We start from the raw sequence: 9,017 nt of genomic DNA on the forward strand, positions 1-9,017 counted from the left end.
TACCTCCCGTATCATTCCATAAATTGTGTATATCGCTTCTCTACTCGAAGCAACAGCACCACGATGATAAAGATCCCGATCACCATCAGTGTCGCAGCCGCTGACAGCTTCTGCACATCCATTGCAAGGAACATATTGTTCATATAATGCTGGAGCGTATAGATGCTGTCATGCGGATAATCACCTGCGATCAGGTATGTTTCACGAAATACTTTGAACGTATTCATCATCGACATGAGGACGACGAAGACCATCGTCGGCGTGAGATAGACAAGTGTAATCCCGTAACATTGACGCCACTTGCCTGCCCCCTCCAGCTCAGCCGTCTCATAGTAATCTCGCGGGATGCTTTGCAGTCCTGCAAGGAACAAGATGATGTTGTAGCCAATATGCTTCCATAGATAGAACACCGAGATCACGCCTCTCGCCCAGGCCGACTTCATCCAGTCTACCTGTTGTTCAATCCCGACAGCATGCATCCAAGCGTTAATTGATCCGTTCCAATCAAACAGTACTTGCCACACCATCGCAACAGAAGCAACGGGCACAACCAACGGCAGCATATAAGCCATCCGAAGCCATTGGCGCAAATAGAGGTTCCGGTTCAGCACGAGTGCGATCCCAAGTGACAGGATGAGCATCAACGGGACATTTACCGCCGTGAACCAGAACGTATTCGAGACAGCTTTACGATAGGAATCACTGTTCAACAGCTCCTCATAATTGGCGAGTCCAACAAATGAACCGCCAACTGTTCGATCCAATACCGAATAGACTAGCCCCATCCCGAACGGAATGAGATAGAATAAGGCAAAGCCAATGGCGCTCGGCAGCAAGAATGTTGCTGCTACCAGTCCTTCTCTGCGGCTTAGACGATTCCGCTTCATGACTTCTCCGATGGGAAGAATGCAACACTTGTACTGCCATCTTGGAGATTCACTTGGAACATCTCCTTGCCATCCGCTACACGCTTGTAGATGACGATAAATTGACCGATTCCTTGTACTTCACCTGGCTGGGTTCCTGCCACTTCAGGCTGATATCCATCAATAGACACATCCAATTGCTTCAAGAATGCATTAGCCATCGCGATCGCTTTCGATTTCTGCAATTGTGAAGCGTGCGGAGCGTATGGCTCTAAACCAATCATTTGCACAAACTGAATCTGTCCTGTCTCCACATCGACATTGGCTACAACCTCTTTATGCGTCTCCGCGAATGTCTTTCCTTTTTCCATTAGAATGATGTTAAATCTATGGATCTTTTCCCCTCCATTGATTCCTTTGGCAATTTGTGCGCTTGCGATGTCGAAATCCTTCGTCTCAGGGAACCCACAGTAAATGCGTGCAAGCACTTCTTGCGCTGTCTTATTGTCGCTAATCTCATCCGCATATAAGTTCGTAGTAACATAATCTGAATCCTCATCCTTCGTGATGAAGCTGCGCACATCTTCCGTCCCGGATAGATTGAGCAAGGCACGAATCTGCGCAGCTACGGTAGGCCCGGTATAGATGACAATCGGCGCGAGGAGTACAACCGCAAGCACGCATGCTACCATGCGAATGTTCAGATTTGATTTTGATGTTTCTTTGTTTTTTTCATTGCGATATCGTTCGTAAGAAACTTCTTGAATGCGCTTCTGCATGTCAGATGGATTTTCCATTGCTTCCGCACAATCCTGAAGCTTATCGCGCAGTTGTTGTTCAATGGACATAAAGTTCCTGCTCCTTTTCTGATTCAAGATAAGGGCTGAGCTCGCGAAGCTTCCCTAGTGCAGCATGATGCCTGGATTTGACTGTGCCTACGGGAATGTCCAGCAATTCAGCGATTTCATCGAAGGTGTATTCGTGATAGTAGCGCAGAATAACCACCGCTCGAAGCTTATAGGAGAGCTGATGAACCATGGTCAACATCTCCTGATGGGTCTCGGCCTCCAAAATCCGGCGATCCGAGAACATATACTCTTCCCTCTCCAAGAGCTTCTTCTTCTCGAAGATTCGGAACCGCCTCCAGCTTTTTGTTCGCCACTTCTGCATTTGCTTCAGCACGATTCCATGCATCCAGAATCGGAAGGGACGGTTCGTATCGTAATTGTCGATGGATCGCCAGAGCTGAAAATATATCTCGTTCATAACATCTTCGATTTCATTCTTTTCCGTCATCAAAAAGACAACGGAGCGGTAGACTTCGGGGAATGACCATTCATAGATCACCTGAAAAGCAGACGAATCCCCTTCCTTCATCCGTTCAATCCAGTGCTCGATATTGATATCTTTCATGAAAAAAGGGCCCTCCTTGGTAAGCTTACAACCTATATTGCCTCGATCATCTGAAAAGGTTCGGTACTTTTCTACTTTTTTTCTTTGTATTCGATTATATCGCTAATGAAGCCCTGCGTCGGTGTCGGCATCGATACAGATCAGGAGCTGTCGAACATAAGCAAAAAGACGTGAATGAGAAATTTTCTTCTCACGCACGCCTTGTTCACTTCAGTCACTTCAGCATCAGGCACCGATTATAGGGTACGGAACTTCAACTTGGTGCAATCAATAAGGAACGAATACGTTCTTGTCTCCTTCGCTCCTTTTACGGATAATGCAAGCGACAAATTGACAATATCTCGATCCTGCAAGCCTTGATTGCGGATCCAGCCATGCAGTTCCTTCTTTGGACGAATCGTTTTGTTCGAAAAGTCCGGATTATCTAAGGAAATCTCGACCGCTTCTGCTGTTCTCCCTTTAACGCCGATGTTCGCTTTCGTTATTACTTTTTGCATATCAAGTGTAACCTTGTCTTTATCCGAATTGTTTGTAATCGTCACTTCGAAGTCCGTAGCCTTTTCCGTAACCCGAATCGAATGAACCGTAACCTCTACTTCGTTAACCGTATAGCTTACTGGCAGCTTGTCCTGCTTCTTGTCACTGCTGCCATGGTTCACTCCCGTTTTCTTACGATTACGATTCTCGACCTTCGTCATACCACCATGATCGATAGCGTCTGTATTAGCATTCTTAGGGATATCTTTATCCATCGGCGTAACCTGTACCGTTCGATCGCCCATTGCCCCCGACAGCTCTCGCACTGGAAGATGATCATCTATCGATACAGGCTTGTCGATCGACAGTTTCTTTCCTTCCCCATCAAGTCCATGCTTCTCAGCATTGGCGATTATCGCCGAAGTACTTAATGCGATGCCCGTAAACAAGATAGCGCCACATAGGAAGCCCGTTTTCCATGTCTTCATGCTGTATCATCTCCTCTCGTCTCTTTCTTCTTCTCCCGATGCCGATTCGCATATCACTCTTTTATTCGACCATTCACATCGCGCTTCCATCCGTTTATCCTTATTGCCCGCTCCATCTCTCAACATGTATCTCTAGGGTTTCGTCCTGCTCTGCCTTATAGCTGCGTTCGACGCAAGCCCCCGCACCATCTACCTCCACGATTCCGTCTGCTCGGCTCACTTGGAACAGCCAATCTGTATGCAGCGGGATGCGCAGGCGTGTCGCATATGCATCCGTGTTAGGATCGTACGTCAATGGGAACCAAGCGTACAGCTTGAGATCCTGCGGCGTACCAGGCGGCACATGGACAATGATCTCCAAGTCAACATGCGTACTGAGCTCCTCTACAACTCGCAAAGGCATCGATGCTTCCCAACCCTCAAATTGTACCGTTACTTCCGTAACGCCCGGGCGAAGCGGAGTGACTGTTCCATCATCCCGAACCTGCGCGATTTGCTCATCCTCCACACGGTACGCCGCACGAAGCGCTGACATCTTGAAGCCGGAATCGAACTCGATAATCGGATTCAGCCGGCACGGAGGCCCTTCGATCCCAACCACTTGATCCCCATGCAGCGTAAGCGAGCAAGCCTTGCCACGCTTGCCGAAGAAGTGAAGAAGCGGCGCAGACACTCTCGCTGCCCAATCCTTCTCTACGTGCGCCGCACCGGGCTCATAGAGGTAGACAAGCTCGTCATCTGCTTTGTAGCCGATGCTAAGCAATTTTTCCGCTGCTTCGCGCACATGCTTCTCCATGACCAGCAGCCCTTCACGGCTGCCGAGATCGATCCAAATTTTCTTAATGGACTGCTTGGCGGTAAAGGTATGGTACAACGGCACTTCTTCCAAGGTTTCGGGATAAACGCAATACAAATAAGGCGAGATAATCCCCAGCATGCCGAATACGTCAGGACGCCGCAGCCCTATATGATACGTCACCTGCCCACCTCTTGAAGAGCCCATTAAGGCCGTATGCTCCGGTTCCGGTCGCGTGCGGAATAAGGCATCCACATAAGGCTTGACCTCTTCAATCAGGAAGCACTCATACTGATGGCCTCGCGGTTGGACTGCAAACTTGTCGTCCTGATAACGAACGCCTTCCAAGTCATGTGTGAACTCATCTGCCCGCTCCATCCCCATATTCGGAATGCCGACAATGATGATCTCTTCCATGCGCTGTTCGGCAATCAGCTTATCGGCGGCAGCGTGCACATTCCATGAATAGCCGTTGAAGGCCGGATGGAAAATATTTTGACCGTCATGCATGTATAAGACTGGATACCGCTTGTTCGGGTCTTGTTGGTAGCTCGGAGGAACATAAATGAACAGTTCTCTATCGTTATTCAGATATTCCGAGTGAAATGTTTCAACGCGCAGGATGCTTGATCCGTACTTCGTGCTCATCGCTCCTCCACCCTTTCCGTCGCTAGATCAATCCAATTCTCGACTTCGTAATGCAGCTCCAAACCATCCGTTACTCTAAATTTGCGATACGGCACTTCATGACCGTAACGATCCGTTTCATGTTTGCCCAAGCCACGTGAAATCCGGAACTCGAACGCCATATCCCGTGGCACCTTGAACGTGCCCCCATATTGCCCAGCATCGATTATCGGCAGCTCGATCCCTGCATACAGCCTTTCGGTAGGCGGCGTATTTTCGGGCACCTTTACAACCAACGTAACTGCAGCCGTCTCCGAAAGATACGGAATGACTGTAATCTCTGCATGTGCTGTGAGCTGATCATGATGATAGATGACGTGCGTCTTGCCCGACCGCTTCGGAATGAGCGTTCCATCCACGGTCACTTCTAGGATGCGAGGATCGGCCACTTCATACCGGGCGTTCAAATCCGTCATGACAAAGCCGCTGTCGTAATGAACGACCGCATTGAACCTTTGCGTCGGCCCCAGAATTCCAACCACATGGGAACCATGCAATTCAGCATGTACAGGCGTACCGATATCTCCGAAGAAATAAAGGAGTGGCGCATGAACCCTTGCGGCCCAATCCTTCTGCGCGTGTCCGGAACCGACGGCATAGTAATACATCAGATCATTCCCCGGCTCATATCCGATCCGAACGAGCGTGTCTACGACCTGCCGCACATGCTTCTCCATAACGGTAAAGCCTTCCGCGTCGCCAACATCCATCCAGATCTTGAGATCCTTCTTTTCCGTATAGATATGACTTAGCCAGCGATCCTCCATCGTATCCGGATTTACACTGACAACGAACGGACATAAAGCCCCGATCATGCCGAATGTATCGGATTGGCGGAATCCGATATTGTAGGACACCAAGCCGCCAGCGGATGACCCCATCAAAGCCGTATGCTCCTTGCCTGGAAGTGTACGGTATTCTCGATCGATATAAGGCTTCACTTCCTCTACGAGAAACTGCTCATACCGCTCTCCTTGGTTCGCTGTGTTGAATAGGTTGTGCCCATCCGGATTCGCATGCATGTACTCCGCAATCCGTGCATCTTCGATATGGGAAATGGCAACCACGATGATTTCCTTCATCCTGCCTTCGGCTACAAGACGATCAACCGTAAGATGGACATCCCAGGAGTCTCCCTTGTGATCCGCGAAAAATGCATGCTGCCCATCGTGCATATAGAGCACGGGATACCGCTTCTGTTCGTTCGTCCGATAGCTCGGAGGCAAGTAAATAAATACTTTTCTTCTATTAGATAAGATGCTCGAATAAAATTCGTCAATCTCAATAAGACGTGATGAATCCACTACGCATTTCTCCTCATATATTGATCTACGAGGAGACTGGTAATTTCAAAAACTTCTCCTCGTGCACAAACTCCACATCATCAATAAAGCTGTTCATAACGCCTACAAATGAATCGTATCTACTCAAGTCGAAAGTGACCCTCTCTGTATCTTGACCGAGAATTTCGGGACAGTGGCACGTACACCAAGCAATCAAGTTGGGATGGACTTTGGCGGCTTCATTGGCAATAAATTCGTTCAGTACGATGCCCGGTTGGTCTTCGAACTCGGCCAAGAAGGACTCCATCCCTTGGTTATGTTCATATATATGAATCCGTTCTTCTGGCAAGCCTGATGCCTGCTTGATGACATCTGACCATTGGTTATTGTTATAGCGATCCATGATCAGAAATTGCGGAGCTTCATTCAGCAATTCGCGGGATCGTTGAAAACCCGCTTCCACATCAGGCATAATTTTATGAAACAGCGAGTCTTCAATATAACTGTCCACAACAAACACGGGAATCCCGAAGCCGAAGTAAGGCGTAATCGTCGCAAATCGCTCCTGATCCACATTGATTAAAAATACGCCGTCCAAATTCCGTTCCATAATAACCTTGTATGACGGTTCCGTATTGTCGATTTGCATATAAATAACATGATAGCCAAGCGCACTGCATTGCTGTTCGATCTTGCTTATCGTTTTGGCATACTTCAAATCTGAGCCAAAGCTTTGTTGATCGTCCTTGAATACCAGAATTCCAATCAAGCCCGACTTCTTTACTTTTAAAGAGCGGGCTGTTCGGTTCGGCACGTATTTGAGCTGCTGCGCGATTTTTAACACCTTGACGCGCGTCTCATTCGAAATGGATTGATTCTTAACGTCATTCAATATATAGGACACAGTAGCAATGGACACACCCGCTGCTTGGGCGATATCTTTTATCGTTGTCTTCTTCATCTTATTCGACCTCGCTTGGCTTAGACTTAAACGTTTAAGCCAATTAAAGCATACCGCCCATAGGGTGTCAATTTAGCCCTTGTCTCCCGCAGACCATATCTAGTCGCAGCTTCATTTAGCTTGATTCAGCCATCAATACCACCCAACCATATGCAGGCAAGTTAATTGTAACGTTGTTATTTTCCAACGCAAATGATCCATCTCCGAGCATCGAAGGTGATAACAACAACGAATCATCCAGCTCCAACGAAAAGGAGAACGCTCCTGCCTGCTCGCTATTATTGAAACAAATATACATTTGCTCGTCAGCATGCTGTCTTCGGATGACCAAGTGATCTCCGGATGCATAAACGAATCGGAATGAGCCTTGCCGCAGTGCTGGATAGGCGGTACGCAAAGCGATCAGTTCCCGATAAAAACGCAGCAGTCCGCCATTCTGCTTCTCCTCTTCCCATACCATGGGCTTCCGGCAATCCGGATCCGGCCCGCCTGTCATGCCCACCTCGTCCCCGTAATAAATGCATGGGGCACCGAAGAATGTGAACTGGAACAGCGCTGCAAGCTTCATTTTGCGTTCATCTTGAGCCATGGTTAACAAACGCGGGGTATCATGGCTGCCCAATATCGTGAAGGTAGCTTCACCCACTTGCTTCGGATAGTCAGCCAACAGCCTGTTCACTTGATAAGAGAACTGTTCCGCATCGATTGTCCCTTTTGCAAAGAAATCAAGAATAGCCTCCGTAGCCGGATAATTCATGACCGCGTCAAACTGATCGCCGCGCAGCCAAGGCATCGCATCATGCCATATCTCACCCAAAATATAAAAGTCCGGCTTCAATCCTTTGCATGTTCTGCGGAACTCGCGCCAGAAATCATGGTCGATCTCATTCGCAACATCCAATCTCCAGCCATCGATATCGCATTCCCGAATCCAATATTGTGCGACTTCAAGCAAGTAAGCTTTGACCTCAGGATTGAGCGTATTCAGCTTCGGCATGTGAGATTCGAAGGCGAAGCAGCGGTAAGATGCTCTCGGCTCCCGCACGAGCGGAAATTGCTCGATATGGAACCAGTCCCGATAGCGTGATGCTTCCCCATGCTTCATAACATCCTGGAACGGGGCGAACCAATAGCCGCAATGATTGAATACCGCATCCAAGATAACGCGAATCCCCCGGTCGTGGCAGGCCTTCACCAGTTTCTTCAACAGGGCCACGTCGCCAAACTGCGGATCCACCTTCAAATAATCCGTCGTGTCATATTTATGATTCGTCTTTGCCTCGAACAACGGGGTAAAGTAAATGGCGTTAACGCCAAGCTCGCTGATGTAATCCAGACGATCCAACACCCCATGGAGATCACCGCCGTAGAAATCATCCTGCCCCGGATCGTCGGCTGTCCAAGGCCGCACCTGTTCAGGATCATTGTCAGGGTTCCCGTTGGCAAACCGATCAGGGAAAATCTGATAGAACACCGTATCCTTCACCCACGCCGGCGGCTGTAGCACCTCGCTTGACCATAAGAACGGATAGTCGAAAAACGTCAGTGGATCAGCTGGCTTTTCGGCAACGAATCCCTTTTCCGTATACCATAATATCTGCTCGCCTGCGGCTAATACGAATGCATAACGGAGCCGCTTGTGCGGAGGAGCTACCTCCACATGCCAATAATCGAACAGTTCGTCACTACCCATGATGAACATGGCAGCTTCCATTGCTGTGTTGTCCCAATCGTATTTATCGCCATACAGAGCTGTGACCGATCGAAGATCGCCTTTCTTCGCGCGCAGCCGGATATGGATCGTGTCGTTATCATAAGAATAGCAATATGAATTTCCGGGTCTATGGTAAATCGCTTCCAGTAACATAACAAACTCCTTTTTGTCGCTTTTGATCACGAAGATTATTCAATGATGTAACTCGGCATCGAATCTTGCATTCACTCTTGAAGAGCGTATGCTTTCGAAGTATGTTTCTTCCAGAAACATTTTAGCTGCTCATGTAGTCTCGCCTACATTCCGCTGCTCCTTCTTCGAGTTCTTGCAAC

Annotated in this window: 8 protein-coding genes; all 8 read right to left on the minus strand. The window is 48.4% G+C overall.

The window, feature by feature from the left end:
- Positions 1-11: 11 nt before the first annotated feature.
- The 8 genes from BBG47_RS19730 to BBG47_RS19765 all read right to left on the minus strand — a co-directional run bounded on the left by BBG47_RS19730 (position 12) and on the right by BBG47_RS19765 (position 8,838).
- Positions 12-887, minus strand: a complete 876-nt coding sequence (locus BBG47_RS19730; RefSeq protein ID WP_065293134.1) for a carbohydrate ABC transporter permease — start codon at positions 885-887, stop codon at positions 12-14.
- Positions 884-1,714, minus strand: coding sequence for a hypothetical protein (locus BBG47_RS19735; RefSeq protein ID WP_065293135.1), 831 nt, complete (start codon positions 1,712-1,714; stop codon positions 884-886). The genes BBG47_RS19730 and BBG47_RS19735 overlap by 4 nt, the downstream gene beginning before the upstream one ends.
- Positions 1,704-2,279 (minus strand): sigma-70 family RNA polymerase sigma factor, encoded by a 576-nt coding sequence (locus tag BBG47_RS19740; protein ID WP_065293136.1) that lies wholly within the window; start codon positions 2,277-2,279, stop codon positions 1,704-1,706. The genes BBG47_RS19735 and BBG47_RS19740 overlap by 11 nt, the downstream gene beginning before the upstream one ends.
- Before the next feature lie 236 nt (positions 2,280-2,515).
- The gene (locus BBG47_RS19745; RefSeq protein WP_065293137.1) at positions 2,516-3,244 is read right to left on the minus strand and encodes a hypothetical protein; all 729 of its coding nucleotides are present in this window, start codon (positions 3,242-3,244) and stop codon (positions 2,516-2,518) included.
- 100 nt (positions 3,245-3,344) lie between these two features.
- Positions 3,345-4,688: an alpha/beta hydrolase gene (locus BBG47_RS19750; protein WP_065293138.1), complete on the minus strand. Its 1,344-nt coding sequence runs from the start codon at positions 4,686-4,688 to the stop codon at positions 3,345-3,347.
- Positions 4,685-6,031: an alpha/beta hydrolase gene (locus tag BBG47_RS19755; RefSeq protein ID WP_065293139.1), complete on the minus strand. Its 1,347-nt coding sequence runs from the start codon at positions 6,029-6,031 to the stop codon at positions 4,685-4,687. Before BBG47_RS19755 ends, BBG47_RS19750 begins: the two co-directional genes overlap by 4 nt.
- A 25-nt stretch (positions 6,032-6,056) precedes the next feature.
- Complete coding sequence (locus tag BBG47_RS19760; protein WP_065293140.1) at positions 6,057-6,971, minus strand: LacI family DNA-binding transcriptional regulator; 915 nt, start codon at positions 6,969-6,971, stop codon at positions 6,057-6,059.
- A 115-nt stretch (positions 6,972-7,086) separates the two neighbouring features.
- Positions 7,087-8,838 carry a glycoside hydrolase family 13 protein gene (locus BBG47_RS19765; RefSeq protein WP_065293141.1) on the minus strand — a complete coding sequence of 584 codons (1,752 nt, stop codon included), beginning with the start codon at positions 8,836-8,838 and terminating at the stop codon, positions 7,087-7,089.
- Between the last annotated feature and the right edge of the window lie 179 nt (positions 8,839-9,017).

Source organism: Paenibacillus sp. KS1 (assembly GCF_001680695.1).
Classification (GTDB): Bacteria; Bacillota; Bacilli; order Paenibacillales; family Paenibacillaceae; genus Paenibacillus_B; species Paenibacillus_B suaedae.

Bases quoted from the DNA above. Each gene is read 5' to 3' on its own strand.
- BBG47_RS19735 (WP_065293135.1), bottom strand. From the start codon at position 1,714: ATGTCCATTGAACAACAACTGCGCGATAAGCTTCAGGATTGTGCGGAA.
- BBG47_RS19745 (WP_065293137.1), bottom strand. From the start codon at position 3,244: ATGAAGACATGGAAAACGGGCTTCCTATGTGGCGCTATCTTGTTTACG.
- BBG47_RS19730 (WP_065293134.1), bottom strand. From the start codon at position 887: ATGAAGCGGAATCGTCTAAGCCGCAGAGAAGGACTGGTAGCAGCAACA.
- BBG47_RS19740 (WP_065293136.1), bottom strand. From the start codon at position 2,279: ATGAAAGATATCAATATCGAGCACTGGATTGAACGGATGAAGGAAGGG.
- BBG47_RS19750 (WP_065293138.1), bottom strand. From the start codon at position 4,688: ATGAGCACGAAGTACGGATCAAGCATCCTGCGCGTTGAAACATTTCAC.
- BBG47_RS19760 (WP_065293140.1), bottom strand. From the start codon at position 6,971: ATGAAGAAGACAACGATAAAAGATATCGCCCAAGCAGCGGGTGTGTCC.
- BBG47_RS19765 (WP_065293141.1), bottom strand. From the start codon at position 8,838: ATGTTACTGGAAGCGATTTACCATAGACCCGGAAATTCATATTGCTAT.